The organism is Kitasatospora sp. NPDC056651 (assembly GCF_042792155.1).
Taxonomy (GTDB): Bacteria; Actinomycetota; Actinomycetes; order Streptomycetales; family Streptomycetaceae; genus Kitasatospora.
Genome location: NZ_JBHTWX010000006.1, coordinates 109,947 through 128,708 on the forward strand (window position 1 = coordinate 109,947; position 18,762 = coordinate 128,708).

Consider the following 18,762-nt stretch of genomic DNA (forward strand, 5'->3'; position numbering starts at 1 on the left):
GGACCCCCCAGACCGCCGAGAGCCAGGGAGCGAAGAGAACGATGCCCAAGCGGACGGACGCGCGGCCGCACGTCGCCGACAGCCACGACCTGATCCGCGTGCACGGCGCACGCGAGAACAACCTGAAGGACGTCAGCGTCGACATCCCCAAGCGCCGGCTGACGGTGTTCACCGGCGTGTCCGGCTCGGGCAAGAGCTCGCTGGTCTTCGACACCATCGCCGCCGAGTCCCAGCGGCTGATCAACGAGACCTACAGCGCCTTCGTCCAGGGCTTCATGCCCACCCTGGCCCGCCCCGAGGTGGACGTCCTCGAAGGCCTGACCACCGCGATCATCGTCGACCAGCAGCGGATCGGCGCCGACCCGCGCTCCACCGTCGGCACCGCCACCGACGCCAACGCCATGCTGCGCATCCTGTTCAGCCGCCTCGGCACCCCGCACATCGGCTCCCCCAAGGCCTTCTCCTTCAACGTCCCCTCGATCAGCGGCGCCGGCGCCGTCACCGTCGAGCGCGGCGGCCGGACGGTCAAGGAGCGGCGCAGCTTCAGCATCACCGGCGGCATGTGCCCGCGCTGCGAGGGCCGGGGCACCGTCTCGGACATCGACCTCACCCAGTTGTACGACGACAGCAAGTCGATCTCCGAGGGCGCGTTCACCATCCCCGGCTGGAAGACGGACAGCTGGTGGACGGTCGGCGTCTACGCCAACTCGGGCTTCCTCGACCCGGACAAGCCGATCCGGAAGTTCACCAAGAAGGAGATGCGGGACTTCCTGTACCGGGAGCCCACCAAGGTCAAGGTCAACGGCGTCAACCTCACCTACGAGGGCCTGATCCCCAAGATCCAGAAGTCCATGCTCTCCAAGGACAAGGACGCGCTGCAGCCGCACATCCGGGCCTTCGTGGAGCGGGCCGTCACCTTCGCCGCCTGCCCCGACTGCGGCGGCACCCGGCTCAGCGAGGCGGCCCGCTCCTCGAAGATCGCCGGGATCAGCATCGCCGACGCCTGCGCTACGCAGATCAGCGACCTCGCCGACTGGGTCCGCGGCCTCGACGAGCCCTCGGTGGCGCCGCTGCTCGGCTCCCTCGGGCAGGCCCTCGACTCCTTCGTGGAGATCGGCCTCGGCTACCTCTCGCTGGACCGCCCCACCGGCACCCTCTCCGGCGGTGAGGCGCAGCGGGTCAAGATGGTCCGCCACCTCGGCTCCTCGCTCACCGACACCACCTACGTCTTCGACGAGCCGACCACCGGCCTGCACCCGCACGACATCGACCGGATGAACAGGCTGCTGCTGCGCCTGCGGGACAAGGGCAACACGGTGCTGGTGGTGGAGCACAAGCCGCAGACCATCGCGATCGCCGACCACGTGGTCGACCTCGGCCCCGGGGCCGGTACGGCGGGCGGCGCGGTCTGCTACGAGGGCGGCGTCGAGGGGCTGCGCACCAGCGGCACGGTGACCGGCCGGCACCTGTCCGACCGTACGGCGCTGCGGAAGGACGTGCGGGAGCCGACCGGTGTGCTGGAGATCCGCGGCGCGAGCACCCACAACCTGCGGGACGTGGACGTGGACGTCCCGCTCGGGGTGCTCACGGTGGTGACGGGGGTGGCCGGCTCGGGCAAGAGCTCACTGATCCACGGCTCGCTGCGGCAGGGGCCGGGGGCCGCCGGCGAGGGCGTGGTCTCGGTCGACCAGGGTTCGATCAAGGGCTCCCGGCGCAGCAACCCGGCCACCTACACCGGGCTGCTGGAGCCGGTCCGCAAGGCCTTCGCCAAGGCCAACGGGGTGAAGCCGGCCCTGTTCAGCGCCAACTCGGAGGGCGCCTGTCCGACCTGCAACGGCGCCGGGGTGGTCTACACCGACCTGGCGATGATGGCCGGGGTGGCCACCACCTGCGAGGACTGCGAGGGCAAGCGCTACCAGCCGGCGGTGCTGGAGTACCGCCTGGGCGGGCGGGACATCGCCGAGGTGCTGGCCATGCCGGTGACCGAGGCGCTGGAGTTCTTCGGCTCGGGCGAGGCGAAGCTCCCGGCCGCGCACCGCGTCCTGGAGCGGCTGGCGGACGTCGGCCTCGGCTACCTGAACCTCGGCCAGCCGCTCACCACGCTCTCCGGCGGCGAGCGGCAGCGGCTCAGGCTGGCGACCCACATGGCGGACAAGGGCGGCGTCTACGTCCTGGACGAGCCGACCACCGGTCTGCACCTGGCCGACGTCGAGCAGCTGCTCGGGCTGCTGGACCGGCTGGTCGAGTCCGGCAAGTCGGTGATCGTGATCGAGCACCACCCGGCGGTGATGGCGCACGCCGACTGGATCATCGACCTCGGGCCGGGGGCCGGGCACGACGGCGGCCGGGTGGTCTTCGAGGGCACCCCGGCCGAGCTGGTGGCCGCCCGGTCCACGCTGACCGGCGAGGCGCTGGCCCGGTACCTGGGCTGAGCCGTCCCGGGGCCGCCCGGCCGGTCAGGGCCGGAACGACGCCGCCTCCGCCGCCGGTGAGGCACCGGTGGCGGAGGCGGCGTCGGCCGTGGACGGGGACCACGGGCGGGGACTACGGCTTGATGCGAACCACCTGCGGGTCGTGGTCGCTGGCCTGCTTGGCGAACTCGGCGTTGATGTGCACCACGTCGTACTTGGCGTAGCCCACCTCGGGGCTGACCAGGATGTGGTCCAGCACCTGCGAGTTGCCCTGGTAGACGTACGAGTACTGCTCGGTCTCCGGCAGCTCGTTCACCAGGTCGCGCAGCACGCCGTCCTTGGTGAGCGCGGCGAGCGCGGGCGAGAACTGGTAGTCGTTGAAGTCGCCGAGGGAGACGACCTTGGCCGTCTTGTCGGCGGCCAGCAGCTGGGCGACGAAGCCCTGCTCGACGGTGGCCTGCTTGATCCGCTGCACCTCGGAGCTGCGGGTCGGCTGCTGGAAGCGGCTGTCGATGCCCTGGTCGCCACCCTTGCTGTTGAAGTGGTTGGCGATCACGAAGACCTTCTTGCCGCGGAAGGAGAACTGGCCGACCAGGGGCTTGCGGCTGTTGGTCCAGGCCTCGTCGTTCGGCTCGATCCGGCCGGGCGAGGCGGTCAGCGCGGTGTTCGCGCCGGTGCCGGCCACGCCGACGGCGGTGGTGGCGTCGCCGCCGGGTATGTCGGTGAAGGACACCCGCTGCGGGTTGAACAGGAAGACCTGGCGGATGTTGCCGCCGGGCTCGCCGCCGTCCTTGCCGTCCTGCGGGTCGACCGAGCGCCAGTCGTAGGCCGGGCCGCCGGCCGCCTTGATCGCGGCGATGAACTTGGCGACGGTCTGGCTCGCGTCGACCGTGCCGTCGTTCTTGTTGCCGTTGTTGTCCTGGATCTCCTCCAGGGCGACGATGTCGGGCGAGCGCAGGTTGGTGACGATGCCCTGGGCCAGCTCGGCGAACTTGGCGTCCGGGTTGGTCGGGGCCAGGTTCTCCACGTTGTAGGTGGCGAGGGTGAGTTCGCGGTCGGTCGCCTGGGGGGTGACCTCGCGCTGGAGGTGGTTGTCCTTCAGGGCGCCCATGGTGCCGGCGACCAGGGTGTAGCCGCCGAACTGGTTGTAGTCCAGCGGGCCGGTGGTGGCGCCGGTCAGCTCGTCGCCGACGTTGGCCACCGGGAACGGCTGCTGGTTCACCGGCGCCTGCTGCTGCACCATCAGGCGGCCGACGTTGGGCTCCTTGTACGACTCGTACAGCAGGCCGCCGCGCTTGCTGCGCTGGTCCTGCTTGTCGGCGGCGACCCACAGCTCGTTGTACTTGTCGGTCGCCTGCACCACCCGGACGTCGTTGACCTGGACGAGCATGCCCTCCAGGGACGCGTAGAAGTCCAGGGTGTACTTCTCCGGGTTGAGCACCACCGACTCGATGGAGCCGTCCGGGCCGGCCGGCGGGGCGTAGCGGCCCGGGATGTTGCGGGTGTCCACGACCACCGGGGCGGGCAGCGGGTTGCCGGCCGAGAGCACGGTGATGCCGGGGGTGCTGAGCTCGGTGATGGACTGCGAGCCGCCGGCGAAGTTCGGGTAGTACCGGGTGACCTTGGCACTGACCAGCACCGAGTCGCCGACCTTCACGGTCGGGTTGCCGCCGGTGTAGACGAAGATGCCCTCGCCGGTGGCCGGGTCGGCGTCGGGGTTCGGGTCCTGCATCCAGAAGCCCTTGGAACTGCCGTACGCGCGCAGGCCGGTGACGATGCCGGGCACGCCGGTGACGGCCTTTCCGATCTGCGGGGACGTCCGGGTGTTGCCCTTGATGTCGTGGATCCGCAGCGGGCCGGCCTCGGTCGGAGCGGGCGTCGCGGGCGTGGCGGCGTTGGCCACCGGCAGCGGGACGAGGACCAGCGAGGCGGCCAGCGCGGCCGGGATCAGGGCGGCGCGCAGCAGGGTACGGCGCGGGCGGGGTGCGGGGGCGGTGGTCACCGGGGCAGGGCTCCTAGCTCCGTCGTGCGGCACGGGGTGGCACGGCGGTCCGGGCGGAGGCGCGCTCGAGCGCGCTGCTCGCGTAGGGAAGTAGCGGGGGAACGGAAGGCCGCCCCCCGCGGCGCCCATCAAGATACGCGCGTAGAAAACGCCCCGACAAGACCTGATCGGTGAACTGCTGGTTCCCCGGGGGTGACGTGAGGGGTGTTCAGCCCTGGTTCCTCACAGGCTGCTTCCAGCGGACTCCCAGGAAGACTCGATCCGCTCGACGACCAGCTCGCACAGCTCGTGGGTGCGCAGCGCGTCGTGGGCGTCCAGCCGCTGCCCGGCGCGGACGGCCGTCAGGAAGGCCAGCACGCACTGCTCGATGCCGCGCTGACGGGCCACCGGCACCCAGTCGCCGCGGCGGCGGACGGTCGGCTGGCCGCGGTGGTCGACCACCTCGGCCAGGTTGCGCACCTCGCGCTTGGAGTCGCCGCCGGAGACCTCCAGCACCTCCTCGGTGGAACCGGAGACGCGGTTCATGATGCCCAGCGCGGTGAAGCCCTCGCCGCCGAGGGTGAGCACCACGTGCTCGACCAGTCCGTCCCGCACCCGCGAGCGGACGTCGACGTGCTCGATCTCGCCGGGCGCCAGGAAGCGCAGCACGTCCACCACGTGGATGAAGTCGTCGTACACCAGGGTGCGGGCGGTCTCGGCCAGACCCTCGCGGTTCTTCTGGAGCACGATCAGGTCCCGCGGGCGCTCCTTGGCCTGGGCGTAGCCGGGCGCGTGGCGGCGGTTGAAGCCGACCATCAGCGAGCGGCCGGTGCGGTCGGCGAGGTCGACCAGCCTGCGCGCGCCGTCCAGGGTGTAGTCGAGCGGCTTGTCCACGAAGACGTCCACGCCGGCGGTGAGCAGCCGCTCGACGATCGGGACGTGCGCGGCGGTGGCGGCGTGCACGAACGCGGCCCCGATGCCACTGCCGATCAGCGCATCGAGGTCGGTGAAGCGGTGCTCGGGGGCGATCCGGTGGGCCTCGCCGATCCGGTCCAGCTTGGCCGCGTCCCTGGTCATCAGCCGCAGGTCGAGCCCGGGCAGCGCGGTGAGCACCGGCAGATAGGCCTTCTGCGCGATGTCGCCGAGGCCGATCACCCCGACCGGGAACGGGGTCTCGGTCACTGCGCTCGCGTTCATCGGGCCTCCTGCCGGTGGGGTGGTCGTCCGGGTACACCCTAGGCTGCGGGCCGGCCGGGCTCGGCCTCCGGGACGGCCGCCCGAGCCCGAGGTCCGGCCGCGGCCACCGCCCGGCCACGGCGCGCACCAGCAGTCGGCCGGGCCGACTTCCCGCGCGGCGGCGGGCCTCAGCTCGCGCGGGCGGCCGCCGCGAGGTAGGCCGCGCCCGACGGGAGCAGCGGGGGCAGCGCGGCGGCGGCCGGGTGCCAGGGGGCCTCGTACTCCCAGCAGACCCAGGCGTCCGGCGGCAGCAGGCGCAGGCAGTCGGCGATCGGCAGGGCGCCGGCACCCAGGGGGAGCGGGGTGCGGTCGTGCGGTCCGGCGATGTCCTTGACCTGGACGTGGCCGAGGTACGGCGCCAGCGCGGCATGGGACTCGGCGGGGGTCTCGGCGGCGAGGTGGGTGTGCATCAGGTCCCACAGGGCGCCGACGGCGGGGTGGGCGACGCGCTCCAGCAGTCCGGCCACCGCCCGTCCGCCGCGGTGGGAGTCGTGGGTCTCGACCAGGACGCGCACGCCGAGCCGCCGGGCCTCCTCCGCCATGGCGGTGAGCCGTCGGACGGCCCGGTCGTCGGCCTCGTCCCGGGGGCCGTCGCCGCCGCGCGGGAAGACCCGGACGGCGGGCGCGCCCAGGTCCGCGGCGAGGCGCAGGTGGGTGCGCAGCGCCTCCGTCACCGGGGCGTCCGCCCCGGGGGCGGCGACGCCGACGTAGGAGGCGAGCGCGAGGGGGGTGAGGCCGTGGGCCCGCAGGGTGCGGGCGGCGGCGCGGCGTTCCGGGCCGGTCATCGCGGGGTGGACGGACTCGCCCTCGGCGCAGCGCAGTTCGAGCCCCGCCCAGCCGTGGTCGGCGGCCAGCCGGGCGGCCTCGGCCAGCGGGAGCCCGGGGACCCCGAGCGTGGAGTAGGCGAGCGGCATGACGGCTCCGTGGCTTGTCGGGACGGCCGGGAGAGGCCGGAGAAGGGCCGGGGGAACGCTGGGGAACACTGGGGACGCCTGTGGAAGGCCGTGGAAGACCCTGGAAGGCCTGGGGAAGGCCGGGCCAAGGATATATTCAAGCCGAGACAAAGTCCTGACCCGCCCGGGCCCGACCCGGTCCGAGGAGCCCGCGATGCCCCCGAGCCGTACCCCCGCCACCGCCACGACGCAGACCGTCGCCCAGGTGAACCAGACCGTCCTGCTGGAGGTGCTGCGGCGGCACGGCACGCTGTCCCGGCAGCGGCTGGCCGCCGAGAGCGGGCTCAGCACCGCGACCGTGCACCGGCTGGTGGAGGTGCTGCGGGCCGAGGGGCTGGTGGAGGTGGAGACGGAGCGGGCGCCGTCCAGCGGCGGCCGGCCGCCCCAGCTGATCCGCTACAACGCCCGCGCGCAGACCGTGCTGGCGATCGCGGTGCGCCCGCGCCGGATCGTCGGCGTGGTCGCGGCCCTGGACGGCACGGTGCTGCACGAGACCGAGCACCACTGGGCGTTCCCCGGCCCGGACCGGCCGCGGGAGATCACCGCCGAGGACCTGACCGGCCCGCTGCTCGCGCTGGTGGACGGCCTGCGGGACTGGGCCGGACGGCACGCGGGCGCCCCCCGCGCCCTCGTCGTGGGCGTGCCCGGGGTGGTCCGGGACCGCACCGGGCTGGTGGAGTTCGCGCCCGCGCTGGACTGGCCCGGACTGCGGCTGGGGGTGCTGCTCCAGGAGCGCTACGGCGTCCCGGTGGCGGTCGAGAGCAACGTCAACCTGGTCGCGCTGGCCGTCCGGGAGTCGCCGGCCGCGTCCGGGGTGAGCGACCTGGCGGCCGTCGTGGTGGGCATCGAGGTCGGCGCCGGGATCGTGCTGGACGGCCGGCTGCACCGCGGCCGGCTGGGCGCGGCCGGGGCGCTCGGCCACCTGATGGCCGGGCACGCGGCGCTGGACCGGCCGCTCGGGCGGACCGGCGACACCCAGGCGAGGATCGGCGACCACGCGGTGGACCGGCGGATCACCGAGGCGGGCCTGACGGTCTCCGGCAGCCCGGCCGAGCGGGTGGCGGGACTGTTCCGGCTGGGGCGGGAGGGCGATCCGGCGGCGGTGCGGCTGATCGGCGAGCTCACCGACGACCTGGCGCTGCTGGTGGCCGGTCTGAGCGCGGTGCTGGCGCCGGAGCTGATCGCCCTGGGCGGGCGGCTGTTCTGGGAGAGCGGCGGCGAGCTGCCGGCCGCGATCGAGAGCCGGTTGCAGGGGCGGGTCCCGGTGCTGCCGCGCCTGGTGGTGGTGCACAGCACGACCACCGAACTGGTCGGCGCGGCCGCGGCGGCCGTCCGGCTCGCGGACGGGGCGACGTTCATCACCCGCTGAGGCCCACCGAGCGCCGCTCCCCCAGCGCCGCTCCCCCAGCGCCGCCCCACCGCTGCCCCGCCACCGCCCGGCCGGACTATTTCTCACTGTGATAGAAACTCCTTGTGCGTCAGCGACCCGAGGAGAACCGGATGCCCACCGCCGCCTTCGCGATGGACCCGGAGCGCTTCCCCGACGTCTACGGCCCCGAGGCACGCGCCCGGGTCGCCGCCCACGCCGAGGTGCTGGCCGATCCGGACGCGCCCGGCGGGGTGTGGAGCGCCGAACGGCTGGCCGCCGCCCCGGAGGCGCTGCGCGGCGTCGAGGTGCTGTTCACCGGCTGGGGCGGCCCGGTCCTGGACGCCGCCGCGCTGGCCCGGCTCCCCCGGCTGCGGCTGGTGCTCTACGCCGCCGGCTCGGTGCGCCGGATCGCCGGCGAGGCGTTCTGGGCGGCGGGCATACCGATCGTCACCGCGGCCCACGCCAACGCCGTCCCGGTCGCGGAGTTCACCGTGGCCCAGGTCGTCTACGCCCTCAAGGGCGGCTGGCGCCACGTCCTCGCCTCCCGGGCCGCCCGAGCCGCCGTCCCGGCCGCCCGCACCCCCGGCGGCTACGGGGCCACGGTCGGCATCCTGTCGCTCGGCGCGACCGGGCGCCTGGTCTGCGAGATGCTGCGCGGCTACGACCTCCGGGTCGTCGCCCACGACCCGTACGCCCCGGTGCCGCCCGGGGTGCGGGCCGTCGGCCTCGACGAACTCTTCGCCACCGCCGACGTGGTGAGCGTGCACACCCCGCTGCTCCCCGCCACCCGCGGCCTCGTCGGCCGACGGCTGCTGAGCTCGATGAAGCCCGGCGCCACCCTGGTCAACACCTCGCGCGGAGCCGTCCTGGACGAGCCCGCGCTGCTGGCGGTGCTCGCCGAACGACCGGACCTCTTCGCCGTCCTGGACGTCACCGACCCGGAGCCGCCGCTGCCCGGCTCACCGCTGTTCACCCTGCCCAACGTGGTCGTCACCCCGCATCTGGCCGGCAGCCGGGGGCTGGAGCGCCGGCGCCTCGGCGACCTGGTCGTCGGTGAGTTCGAGCGCTGGCTGCGCGGGGCGCCGCTGCACCGGGCACTCGACCCGCACACCTACGAACGGATGGCCTGACCCGTGCCGGACCCCCTGCCGCAGCACCGCCCCGACGTGGTGCTGATCCTGACGGACCAGCAGACCGCCGACGCGATGAGCGCCGCCGGGAACCCGTACCTGCGCACGCCCGCGATGGACGCCCTCGCCGCCGCCGGCACCCGCTACCCCAACGCCTACTGCGCCCAGCCGCTCTGCACTCCCTCCCGGGCCAGTCTGATGACCGGCCGGCTGCCCAGCACCGTCGGCGTCACCGGCAACACCGGGGGCCCCGAGGACCCGCTGCTCGGGCGGCTGTTCACCGAGGCCGGCTACGACTGCGGCTACGGCGGCAAGTGGCACCTGCCGGAGCTCGACCTGCCCGCCGACCGGGGCTTCCGCCGGATCCACCCGGCCGGCGGGGACGACGCCGGGCTCGCCCGCGCCGCCGCCGAGTTCGTCCGCGCGCCGCGCGACCGGCCCTTCCTGCTGGTCGCCTCCTTCCTGGAGCCGCACGGCATCTGCGAGTGGGCGCGCGGCCAGGACCCGCGCACCGGCCCGCTGCCGCCCGCCCCGCCCGTCCCCGGACTCCCGCCGCTGCCTGCCAACTTCCCGGTCGGCCCGTACGAGCCGGCGCTGCCCCGGCTGGCCCGGCTGGCCCAGCCGCACACCCACCCGACCGCCGAGTGGCGGGAGGACGACTGGCGCCGCTACCGGCACGCCTACTACGCGCTGGTGGAGCGGGTGGACCGGCACATCGGCCTGCTGCTGGCGGCACTGGCGGACCGCGGCGGGGACCGGGAGACCGTGGTGGTGTTCAGCTCCGACCACGGTGACGGCGCGGGCGCCCACCGCTGGAACCAGAAGTGGGCACTGTACGAGGAGTGCGTGCGGGTGCCCCTGGTGGTCACCGCTCCCGGGCTGCCCGCCGGCGCGGTCGACGGGCGGCTGGTCGCGGCCGGGCTCGACCTCATCCCGACGCTCTGCGACCTGGCCGGCGTCGAGGGGCCGGGCGGGCTGCCCGGCCGCAGCGTCCGCGCGCCGCGGCCGCACGACAGCGTGGTGGTGGAGACCCGCTGGGAGATACCCGGCTTCAACAACGCCCTGGGACGGATGGTCCGCGCCGGGCACCACAAGTACGTCTGCTACGCCTGGGGCGACCACCGGGAGCAGCTCTTCGACCTCGCCGCCGACCCCGGCGAACTGGTCAACCTCGCGGTCGACGCCCGGCACGCGGCGCTGCTCGACCGCTTCCGGGGCCTGCTGTCCGAGCACTGCGCGCGGGTCGCCGACCCGTTCGCGCGCTTCGTCCCGCGCGCCGCGGGCTGAGCGTCCGACGGCGGAGCGGCAGACGACGGGGCAGACGGCGGCGGGCCGGACGACGAAGCGGCAGACGACGGAGGGCCGGCCCGTTCGGGCCGGCCCCTCCCGCCGTGTCCCGCGACGGCCTACGGGCGGACGGCGACCAGCTCGCGCCCGCGCAGCGTGTAGAGCACGCCGTCCTCGTCCGCGGCCAGCCGGGCGCCGCTGTACCACTCGGCGTCCAGCCGGACCAGCACGGTGGCGGCCAGGGTGTCGCGGTCCAGCCGGAACAGGGTGCGCTCGCTGACGCCGTACAGCTTCCCTCCGACGGCCAGCAGCCGCGGGTTGGCACCGGACACCGCCCCCAGGTCGGCGCGCCGCCCGACCACCGGCGCGAACCCGGGCCGCCGCGAGCCGCGCAGGTCGACGGTGAACGCCCGGCCGTCCACCGTCAGGCCGTACAGGGTGTGTCCGAGCACCGCGAGGCTGCTGACGCCCGCGCCCAGGTCGGTCGCGGTGCGCCACAGCTCGCGGCCGGCCGCCGGGTCCCAGGCGGCCAGGTCGCCGCGCGGGCCGGTGGGCCGGGCGTTGTCGCCGCCGAGGAAGGCCTGTCCCTGCCCGACGGCCACGGCGCGCACCAGCTGCTCGGGGCCGAGCGGGTCGGTGTGCACCGTGGGCCGGCCGCTGCCCGGGCGGTAGGTGACGAAGGATCCGCCGCCGGTGGTGTCGGCCTGGACCCCGAGCAGCAGCAGCCCGCTCTCCGGGTCCAGCCTGATCACCTGCGGCCGGTTCTGCTCCTGCGGCAGCGCCGCCTCCTGGACGGGTGCCCGGTCGACGCCCGGACGGTAGCGCCAGATGCCCTGCGAGGAGTAGACGCCCAGGTAGAGGGTGCCGTCGTCGAGGACCAGGGTGTCCTTGGCCTCGCCGGGCACCGGGAGCTTGTGGACTGTCCCGGCGGCCAGGTCGTGCAGCGCGAGCGAGCCGTTGCCGCCGACGTACACCCGCCCGGCACGGGCCGCCACCGACATGCCGAGCTGGGCGGCGGCGGGCGCCCCCGCCTCCACCAGGTCCCGGGTGGCGACGGCCCCGGTGCCGAGGTCCAGGGTCCACACGGTGCCGCCCTCGGTGACGCCCGCGAGGGTGTCGCCGAGCCGGCCGAGGCCCCAGGAGTTGCCGTCCGGCACCGGGACCGCGAGCTGCTCCAGCGCGCCGGTGGCGAGGTCGTGGCGCCACAGCACGCCGTGCTCGGTGGAGGTGAACCAGAGGGTGTCCCCCCGGCGCTGGAAGTTGGTGACGCTCTTGGTGCCGGGGACGGCGAAGGAGCGCAGCACCCGGTGGCCCGCCGGGTCGAGCAGCGCCACATGGGCGGGCGCGCCCTCGGTGGACACCGCCAGCAGGTCGTCGCCGAGGACGGTGATCCGGCGGATGATCGTGTCGCCCCGCAGGTCGGGCGGGGTGATGTCGGTGACGGCGCCGGTGGCCCGTTCGACGGCGAACAGGCTCGCCCGGGTCGCTCCGCCGCCGCCCGCGAGGTTGCTGCCGACGCCGAGGTACGCGTGGGTCGCGGTGGCCGCGACGGCGCGGCCCTGGGTGGCGTTCGGCGCCGGGGAGGCGACCTCGGTGACGGCGCCGGTGGCCGGGTCCCAGGCGTACAGGCCGGGGCCGGCGGCCCGGCCCTTCTGCCGTCCGGTCGCGTAGAGCGTTCCGTCGGGCGCGAGGGCCACGTCGCGCACGTCGGCGCCGGGGACGTTGCCGAGCGCGGTCAGCGTGCCGTCGTAGCGGTAGAGGTTGGCCGCGCCGGGGGCGTCGGTGACGCCGAGGTGGAGCACGCCGTCCCGGGCGGCCGAGCCCTGGACGAAGTTGCCGGTGGGCAGCTGGACGGTGGCGGTCACCCGGCCGGTCGGCAGGTGGTGGCCGATCACCCGGGCGGGGGCGAGGTTGCGCGACCCGATCCACAGGGTCTCACCGATCAGGGTCGCGCTCATCAGCGGGAAGTCGGCGTTCCCGGGGCCGAGTCCGGTCACCTCCGGTCCGGCGGCCGCGGCGGCGGCCCCGGCCGGGCCGAGGGCCGAGAGCGCGGCCACCGCGCCGGTGCCGAGAAGGAGTTGGCGACGCGAAGGGGTCACGGCAGGCATGGTTCTCCAGGGTCGGGTCAGGGGCGGGACGGGATCGGGGAGCCGGCGGCCGCCAGCAGCTCCCGGGTGTACGGATGCGCGGGGGCGGCGAACAGCTCGGCGGCGGGGGCCCGTTCGACCACCCGGCCGTGCCGCAGCACCAGGACCTCGTCGCACAGGTGGCGGACCAGCGCGAGGTCGTGCGAGATGAACACCAGCCCGACGCCGGTCCGTTCGCGCAGGTCGGCGAGGAGGTTGAGGATCTGCGCCTGGACCGACACGTCCAGGGCCGAGGTCGGCTCGTCGGCGACCAGCACCTGCGGTCCGACGGCGAGGGCGCGCGCGATCGCGACCCGCTGGCGCTGGCCGCCGGAGAGGCGGTGCGGCCGGGCGTCGAGCACCGCCTCGGGCAGGCCGACCAGTTCGCACAGTTCCCCCGGATCCCGCCGGTCCCGCAGGCCGTGGGCGACCAGCGGTTCGGCCAGCGCCTCGCGCACGGTCATCCGGGGGCTGAGCGAGGCGTACGGGTCCTGGAAGACCATCTGCACCCGGCGACGCAGCTCGCGTTCCCCGGCGCGGCCGGCCTCGGCCCAGGAGCGGCCGGCCACCCGTACCGTCCCGCTGTGCGGGGTCAGCAGTCCGAGCAGCGCGCGGGCCAGCGTCGACTTCCCGGAGCCGGACTCGCCGATCACTCCGACCGCCCGGCCGGGGGCGGCGCTCAGGCTCACGTCCTCCAGGGCGGGGGGCCGTCGCCGGCCGTAGCGGACGGTGAGGCCCTCGGCGACCAGGACGGGCTCCGCGGCCGGCTTCACCTCCCGCTCCGCCTTCCCTTCCACCACCGATGACTGACGTTCTGTCACCACCGCCTGGGACACAGGCAGATGGCAGGCGAAGCCGGACCCGTCGCTGCCCGACCACGGCGGCGCCGAGCTCGCGCAGCGCTCGACGGCGGCCGCGCAGCGCGGGGCGAAGGCGCAGCCGGCCGATGCCTCGCCGGCCGCCGGCGGGCGCCCTCCGATCACGGTGAGCGGCGCGCCGGGCGGGCCGTCCAGCCGGGGCACCCCGGCCAGCAGTCCGGCGGTGTACCGGTGCCGGGGGCCGCCCAGCAGGTCGTGTTTCGGGGCCCGTTCGACGATCCTCCCGGCGTACATCACCTGGACGGTGTCGCAGCTGCGGGCCACCACGCCCAGGTCGTGGGTGATCAGCAGGACGGCCGTGCCGGTCTCGTCGCGCAACCGGACCAGCAGGTCCAGGATCTCCACCCGGGTGCTGGGGTCCAGCGCCGTGGTCGGCTCGTCGGCGATCAGCAGCTCGGGCCGGTTGGCCATCGCCATGGCGATCAGCACCCGCTGGCGCATGCCGCCGGAGAACTCGTGCGGCCGGTCGCGGTAGCGGCGTGCGGGCCCGTCGATGCCGACCAGGTCGAGCAGTTCGAGCGCCCGGGCCCGGGCCTCGCGGCGGTTCGCGCCGTGGACGAGGGCGGCCTCGGCGAGCTGGTGGCCGACCGGCATCCGGGGGTTGAGGTAGGCCAGCGGGTCCTGGAAGACCATGCCGATCCGCCGGCCGCGCACCGCCCGCACGGCGGGCTCGGGCAGGGCGAGCAGGTCGGTGCCGTCGAAGCGGACGGTGCCGCCGGTGGTGCGGCAGCCCGGCGGCAGCATCCGGTTGACGGCCAGGGCGGTGAGCGTCTTGCCCGAGCCGGACTCGCCGACCAGGCCGAGGATCTCGCCCGGCCGCACGGTGAAGTCCACCCCGCGCACCGCCTCGGCGCCGCCCGCCTCGACGCGCAGCCCGCGCACCTCCAGCAGCGGCGCGCCCGGCACGACGGCGGCGCTCGGGTCCCGGACGGTCTCGGTCGTGGTCAACGCAGTCTCTCCCGGTTGAACGAGTCGGCGAGCAGGGTCAGGCCGAACACCAGCAGCCCGAGCAGGACGACCGGCGCCAGGGCGTAACCCGGGTACAGGAAGAGGTACTTGGAGCCGGTGTTGATCATCGTGCCGAGCGAGGGCGCGGGCGGCTGGATGCCGAGGCCGAGCACGCTCAGCCCGCCCTCGGTCTTGACGGCGTTCGCCATCGCCACGGCCAGCAGCGCGGTCGTGGCGTCGACGACGTTCGGCAGCACGTGACGGCGCAGGATCCGCCCGCGCGGCACGCCGAGCACCCTGGCCGCCACCACGTGGTCACGGGCCAGCTGGCCGAGCAGTGCCGCCCGCGCCTGGCGTCCGAAGGAGGGCAGCGCGCTGAGCACGATGGTGGCCACCACGGTGCCCAGCCCCGGGCGCACCAGCAGGGCGAGCGCGAGCCCGAGCAGCAGTCCGTGGAGGCCGAGCAGCAGGTCGAACAGCCGCTGGACGGCCTCGCCGAGCAGCCGGTTCAGGCCGCCGAGCAGGCCGAGCGCGGTACCCAGCACGGCCGCTGCCGGTACGGCCAGCAGGCAGACCAGCAGCTCGGTGCGGATCCCGGCCAGCGCCCGGGCGAGCAGGTCCCGTCCGACCTCGTCGGTGCCCAGCAGGTGGGCCGCCGAGGGCCCGGCCAGGGCGTCCGGGCCCTGGCGGTAGGGGTCGGCGGCGAACAGCGGGCCGAGCAGTCCCAGCAGCACCACCGCGAGGACGAGCAGCGCGCCGGTGCGCCCGCGCCGGGTGCGCAGCGCGGCCGGGAGTGCGGGCAGCGCGGGCCGGCGGCGGGGCGCGGCGGCGGAGGCGGTGGTGGTCATCGGCCATCCCCCGTGCCGGCGCGGGCGATCCGCGGGTCGAGCCGGCCGACCAGCAGCTCGGAGCCGAACTGGACGAGCACCGCGACGGCGACGGCGAGCATGATCAGGGTCTGGGCGACCGGGTAGTCCCGCTGGTTGATGGCGTCCAGCAGCAGTTGGCCGAGCCCGTGGCGGGCGAAGAGCTGTTCGGCGACGACCGCGCCGCCCAGCAGCTCGCCCAGGTGCAGGCCGAACTCGACGCAGAACGGGGCCAGGCTGTTGGGCAGCACGTGGCGCGCGAGGACCCGCCGGGGCGACGCCCCCTTGGCGACGGCGGTCAGCACGAACTCCTCCTGGCGGGTGCGGCGCAGCTCGGTGGCGAGCAGCCGGGCGAGCACCGCCGAGCCCGGCAGCGCGAGGGCCACGGCGGGCAGGGCGAGGTACTGGAGGGCGAGGTCCGGCGCGCCGAACAGGTCCCGCTCGCCGCCGGCCGGCAGCACCCGCAGCAGGACCGCGAAGACGAAGACGAACAGCACGGCGGTGACGTACACCGGCAGCGCCAGCAGGGCGGTGGCCAGTGGGTCGAGCGCCCGGGCGAGCCGGCCGCGGCGCTCGGCGGCCAGGGCGACGCCCAGCAGCAGGCCGAGGACCAGCATCAGCAGGCCCGCGGCGAGGGCGAGTTGGACGGTGCTGCCGACGCTCTGGCCGATCAGCCGGGTGACCGGCTCCCGGTAGTGGAAGGAGCTGCCCGGGTCGCCGGTGAGCAGTCCGCGCAGCCAGCCCAGGTACTGGACGGGCATCGGCCGGTCGACGCCGAGGCTGTCGGCGAGCCGGTCGCGCTGCTCCTGGTCGGCCTCGGCGCCGAGCGCGGCGGACACCGGGTCGCCGGGGGCGAGGCGGAGCAGCAGGAAGACGGCGACGGAGGCGAGCCAGAGCGTGGCCAGCGCGCCGGCCGCCTTTCTGGTCCAGTAGGGCACGGGGGTACTCCGGGTGGTCGGGGCGAAGCGGGGGCGGCCGCCCCAGGACGGTGGGGGTCGCCCTGGGACGGCGCGTCAGGCGGCGCGTCAGGCGGTGCGGCGGGTGTCGTCGAGCCGCAGGTAGCCGAGCGCGCTGGTGGCCACGCCGCGCACCGAGGAGGCCAGCGCGTAGGTCTCCCAGGCGTGCGCGAGGGTGATGTGGAAGGACTCCGTGAGCAGGTACTCGGACAGTTCGTGGTTGACGTCGGCCCGGGCCTGCTCGTCGGCGGCGGCGAAGGCGCGGGCCTGGAGGTCGGCGTAGGCGGGGTCGGTGACGTGCGAGGTGTTCCGGCCCACCTGGAGCGGGCCGGAGACGGTGATCCCGCTGAGCGGGGAGACGCTGACCATGCCGTGGTTGGCGATGAACAGGCCCTCCAGCGTGCCCTGCTGGATCTTCGGCTGGATGGCGGCGTTGTCCAGCAGCTGGACGTCGACGCCGAACCCGGCCTGCTCCAGGTCGTACTTGACCAGCTCCACGAGGGAGGCGAAGACCGGCGAGTTGGCGGCGGTGAGCGGCACCCGGGTGCCTTCCGCGCCCGCCTCCCGGAGCAGCCCGCGGGCCTTGTCCGGGTCGTGCGGGTAGCGGGTGACCTGGTCGGGGGTGACGCCGGGGGTGTTGGAGGGCCAGGGCAGGCTGCTGGCCTCGGCGTGGCCGCCGTACACCTGGGCGACGACGCGGTCGCGGTCCACCGCGTACTGGAGGGCCTGGCGCACCCGGCGGTCGTCGAAGGGCTTGGTGGTGACGTTCACGCCGAGGAACGCCTGCTGGTAGGAGGACTTGGCGGACTGCACGGCGAAGGCCGGGTTCCCGCCGAGCACCTTGAGGTCGCGCCCGGGGACCGCGCCGATCAGGTGGGACTGCCCGGACTGGAGGGCGGACAGCGCCGCCTGGCTGCTGGTCACCGACCGGACGGTGATCCGCTCGAAGTGGGGCCGGCCGCTCTGCCAGTAGCGGTCGTAGCGGGCCAGGTCGAGCTGGTTGCCGCCCTTGAAGGACTGCCAGGTGAAGGGCCCGGTGCCGTTGACCTTGTCGGCGGCCTTGCCGTCGACGTAGCTGCGGGCGTCCACCACGGGGTTGAAGGCGAGCGCGTCGAACAGGTTGCTGGTGGGCTTGGCGAGGGTGAGGGTGACCTCGCCGGGGGCGCTGGCCCGGATGTCGGCGATCCGCTCCAGCAGCGGCTTGACCTGGGAGGTCTTGGCCGCGCCGGTGAGCGAGAAGACGACGTCGTCCGGGCTGAGCGGGCGGCCGTCGTGGAAGGTGACGTCCTCGCGCAGCTTGAGCACGAGCTTGGTGCGGTCGGCGCTCCACTCCCAGGAGGTGGCGAGCCACGGCACGGGCTGGAGGGTCTGCGGGTCGAGGTCGACCAGCCGGTCCAGCACCAGGTTGACGAACACCGGGGTGTCCGGGCCCCGGTGGAGCAGCTGGGTGGGGTCGGGGGCGGCGCCGTAGACGATCTGGAGGTCCGGCGCGGAGGCGGTGGCGGAGGCGGCGGCCCCGTCGGCGGCGTCCTCGGTGGCGGAGCGGCAGCCCGCCGCCAGCAGGACCGCGCCGGCGCTCAGGCCCAGGAAGCCTCTTCGGGGCAGGCCGCGGTGTCGGGCTGCGTCGCTCATGGTGGTGCTACCTCTTCGGTTCTCGGGGGCGCGGGCGGGGACACGCGGGGGCTCGCGGCCGCGGGGCCCGGCGGAGCTGCCGGGTCGCGCGGCCACGAGCGGGTCGTACGGCCGGATCGGGCGGGTCGTACGGCCCGGTCTGACGGGTCGTAGAGCCGGATCGGGCGGGCGGGCGCGGGTCAGTACCTGGTCACGACGACGCTGTCGCTCCAGGCCACCACGTCGGGGCCGCCGGTGGGGTAGGGGATGTTCTTGGCCGGGTTCCAGTTGGCCCGGTAGATGCCGGTCTTGAAGTACGGCGACTGGTTCTGGTGGTAGTTGTTGAGGCCGCTGTACGCGCCGACCTGCGCGCCGTCCCGGAACACGGTGATGGCGCCGGGGGTGGTGGCGGTGGACCAGGTGATGTCGAAGGCCCACTGGTTCCAGTGCCCGAACTGCACGTCGCCGAGCGGGATCACCGCCTCCTGGACGGTGGTCGGGTCGGTCAGCCAGTGCACCTTGAGCTTCCAGCTGCCGTCCTTGACGGTCAGGGCGATCGGCGGCTTGGTGTCGCTGCCGTCGGCGAGCGGGTAGCCGTGCCACTGGGCGAGGATCGTCTCGGTGGAGGTCCGCACCCAGTCGGCGGGCAGGTAGTCGGCGAGGGCGAAGCGGTAGCTGCCCCAGCCGAGGGAGTTGACGGCGATCTCGGAGCGGTAGGAGGCGCCGTCGTCCGGCACGCCGAAGCGGGCGGCCAGGCCGGTGCCGCCGTCGGGCGCGGGGGCCACGGTGATGCTGCCGTTGCCGTCGATCCGCTGGCGGGTCCAGGCGGAGACGGTGCCGGACTCGAAGCCGTCGGCGAAGACGTCGGTGCCGGACACCACGGCGGGCGCGGGGGCCGGGGCGGCGTGGGCGGGAGCGGCGGCGGCGACGGCCAGGGCGGCGGTGAGCACGGCGCCGGCGAGGCGGCCGGGGAGGCGGGTCATGGGTGTTCTCCTTCGGGGTTCGTGCGG

At 74.8% G+C, this 18,762-nt stretch carries 13 protein-coding genes; 4 read left to right on the forward strand and 9 right to left on the reverse strand.

The window, feature by feature from the left end:
* The first annotated feature begins 41 nt into the window (after nucleotides 1-41).
* A complete protein-coding gene (locus ACFRAR_RS05035) occupies nucleotides 42-2,432 on the forward strand; it encodes an ATP-binding cassette domain-containing protein (RefSeq protein ID WP_380694884.1) in 2,391 nt (796 codons plus the stop codon).
* Nucleotides 2,433-2,544: 112 nt separating this feature from the next.
* Here the strand turns inward: ACFRAR_RS05035 and ACFRAR_RS05040 are convergent, their stop codons facing one another.
* The 3 genes from ACFRAR_RS05040 to ACFRAR_RS05050 form a co-directional block, all read right to left on the reverse strand.
* Nucleotides 2,545-4,542 (reverse strand): endonuclease/exonuclease/phosphatase family protein, encoded by a 1,998-nt coding sequence (locus ACFRAR_RS05040; protein WP_380694928.1) that lies wholly within the window; start codon nucleotides 4,540-4,542, stop codon nucleotides 2,545-2,547.
* Between the two features lie 93 nt (nucleotides 4,543-4,635).
* The gene (locus ACFRAR_RS05045) at nucleotides 4,636-5,589 is read right to left on the reverse strand and encodes a Gfo/Idh/MocA family protein (RefSeq protein ID WP_380694886.1); all 954 of its coding nucleotides are present in this window, start codon (nucleotides 5,587-5,589) and stop codon (nucleotides 4,636-4,638) included.
* Between the two features lie 167 nt (nucleotides 5,590-5,756).
* Nucleotides 5,757-6,542, reverse strand: a complete 786-nt coding sequence (locus ACFRAR_RS05050; RefSeq protein ID WP_380694888.1) for a sugar phosphate isomerase/epimerase family protein — start codon at nucleotides 6,540-6,542, stop codon at nucleotides 5,757-5,759.
* A 193-nt stretch (nucleotides 6,543-6,735) separates the two neighbouring features.
* Here ACFRAR_RS05050 and ACFRAR_RS05055 point away from each other — a divergent pair, with 193 nt between their 5' ends.
* The 3 genes from ACFRAR_RS05055 (at nucleotide 6,736) to ACFRAR_RS05065 (ending at nucleotide 10,367) form a co-directional block, all read left to right on the forward strand.
* Entirely contained in the window at nucleotides 6,736-7,950 is a 1,215-nt protein-coding gene (locus ACFRAR_RS05055) for an ROK family protein (protein WP_380694890.1), read from the forward strand.
* Between the two features lie 131 nt (nucleotides 7,951-8,081).
* Nucleotides 8,082-9,080 (forward strand): hydroxyacid dehydrogenase, encoded by a 999-nt coding sequence (locus tag ACFRAR_RS05060; protein ID WP_380694892.1) that lies wholly within the window; start codon nucleotides 8,082-8,084, stop codon nucleotides 9,078-9,080.
* Between the two features lie 3 nt (nucleotides 9,081-9,083).
* Nucleotides 9,084-10,367 (forward strand): sulfatase, encoded by a 1,284-nt coding sequence (locus tag ACFRAR_RS05065; RefSeq protein ID WP_380694894.1) that lies wholly within the window; start codon nucleotides 9,084-9,086, stop codon nucleotides 10,365-10,367.
* 119 nt (nucleotides 10,368-10,486) lie between these two features.
* Here ACFRAR_RS05065 and ACFRAR_RS05070 read toward each other — a convergent pair whose 3' ends face one another.
* The 6 genes from ACFRAR_RS05070 to ACFRAR_RS05095 form a co-directional block, all read right to left on the reverse strand.
* Entirely contained in the window at nucleotides 10,487-12,466 is a 1,980-nt protein-coding gene (locus tag ACFRAR_RS05070; RefSeq protein WP_380694896.1) for a hypothetical protein, read from the reverse strand.
* Nucleotides 12,467-12,492: 26 nt separating this feature from the next.
* Nucleotides 12,493-14,319, reverse strand: a complete 1,827-nt coding sequence (locus ACFRAR_RS05075; protein WP_380694898.1) for a dipeptide ABC transporter ATP-binding protein — start codon at nucleotides 14,317-14,319, stop codon at nucleotides 12,493-12,495.
* Entirely contained in the window at nucleotides 14,316-15,167 is an 852-nt protein-coding gene (locus tag ACFRAR_RS05080; RefSeq protein WP_380694900.1) for an ABC transporter permease, read from the reverse strand. Before ACFRAR_RS05080 ends, ACFRAR_RS05075 begins: the two co-directional genes overlap by 4 nt.
* Nucleotides 15,164-16,123, reverse strand: a complete 960-nt coding sequence (locus ACFRAR_RS05085; protein WP_380694902.1) for an ABC transporter permease — start codon at nucleotides 16,121-16,123, stop codon at nucleotides 15,164-15,166. Before ACFRAR_RS05085 ends, ACFRAR_RS05080 begins: the two co-directional genes overlap by 4 nt.
* A gap of 87 nt (nucleotides 16,124-16,210) precedes the next feature.
* Nucleotides 16,211-17,773: an ABC transporter substrate-binding protein gene (locus ACFRAR_RS05090; protein ID WP_380694904.1), complete on the reverse strand. Its 1,563-nt coding sequence runs from the start codon at nucleotides 17,771-17,773 to the stop codon at nucleotides 16,211-16,213.
* Between the two features lie 179 nt (nucleotides 17,774-17,952).
* Nucleotides 17,953-18,735, reverse strand: coding sequence for a heparin lyase I family protein (locus ACFRAR_RS05095; RefSeq protein ID WP_380694906.1), 783 nt, complete (start codon nucleotides 18,733-18,735; stop codon nucleotides 17,953-17,955).
* Between the last annotated feature and the right edge of the window lie 27 nt (nucleotides 18,736-18,762).

Excerpts from the sequence above, each read along its gene's own strand:
- ACFRAR_RS05045 (WP_380694886.1), bottom strand. The coding sequence starts at position 5,589 with ATGAACGCGAGCGCAGTGACCGAGACCCCGTTCCCGGTCGGGGTGATC.
- ACFRAR_RS05060 (WP_380694892.1), top strand. The coding sequence starts at position 8,082 with ATGCCCACCGCCGCCTTCGCGATGGACCCGGAGCGCTTCCCCGACGTC.
- ACFRAR_RS05080 (WP_380694900.1), bottom strand. The coding sequence starts at position 15,167 with ATGACCACCACCGCCTCCGCCGCCGCGCCCCGCCGCCGGCCCGCGCTG.
- ACFRAR_RS05095 (WP_380694906.1), bottom strand. The coding sequence starts at position 18,735 with ATGACCCGCCTCCCCGGCCGCCTCGCCGGCGCCGTGCTCACCGCCGCC.
- ACFRAR_RS05035 (WP_380694884.1), top strand. The coding sequence starts at position 42 with ATGCCCAAGCGGACGGACGCGCGGCCGCACGTCGCCGACAGCCACGAC.
- ACFRAR_RS05090 (WP_380694904.1), bottom strand. The coding sequence starts at position 17,773 with ATGAGCGACGCAGCCCGACACCGCGGCCTGCCCCGAAGAGGCTTCCTG.
- ACFRAR_RS05050 (WP_380694888.1), bottom strand. The coding sequence starts at position 6,542 with ATGCCGCTCGCCTACTCCACGCTCGGGGTCCCCGGGCTCCCGCTGGCC.
- ACFRAR_RS05055 (WP_380694890.1), top strand. The coding sequence starts at position 6,736 with ATGCCCCCGAGCCGTACCCCCGCCACCGCCACGACGCAGACCGTCGCC.
- ACFRAR_RS05040 (WP_380694928.1), bottom strand. The coding sequence starts at position 4,542 with ATGGGCGCCGCGGGGGGCGGCCTTCCGTTCCCCCGCTACTTCCCTACG.